The sequence below is a fragment of the Brevundimonas sp. UBA5866 genome, from assembly GCF_002432125.1.
In the GTDB taxonomy this organism is placed as follows: domain Bacteria; phylum Pseudomonadota; class Alphaproteobacteria; order Caulobacterales; family Caulobacteraceae; genus Brevundimonas.
The window spans coordinates 421-698 of record NZ_DJFS01000084.1 but is presented as its reverse complement, the minus strand read 5'-3'; the positions used below and the strand labels follow the sequence as shown (position 1 = coordinate 698).

At 69.4% G+C, this 278-nt stretch carries 1 pseudogene; it reads right to left on the bottom strand.

The window, feature by feature from the left end:
- Positions 1 to 260: pseudogene (locus B3H86_RS11335) on the bottom strand (MFS transporter); the annotation flags it as partial.
- Positions 261 to 278 lie beyond the last annotated feature (18 nt).

Sequence of the window (278 nt, the reverse complement as noted above, 5' to 3'; positions counted from 1 at the left end):
AGGGCGATACCGCCGATCAGCGGGCTGCGCAGCAGGTAGCGAAACGCCGCCAGCAGCGACTTCAGGGGATGCTCGCGCGGCTGGGGCGGCGGAGGCAGCTGCGGCAGGCGCAGTAGGGTCAGGGTGGTGATAAAGGTTCCCGCCGCCGCCAGGGCATAGTTCCACACCACGCCCCCGGAGGCGAGCAGCAGGCCGCCGAGCATCGGTGAGATAACCGATCCCAGCCGCACGGTGAGCATGGTGATCGCCCCGGCCTGCATCAGGTTCTCTCGCCCCAC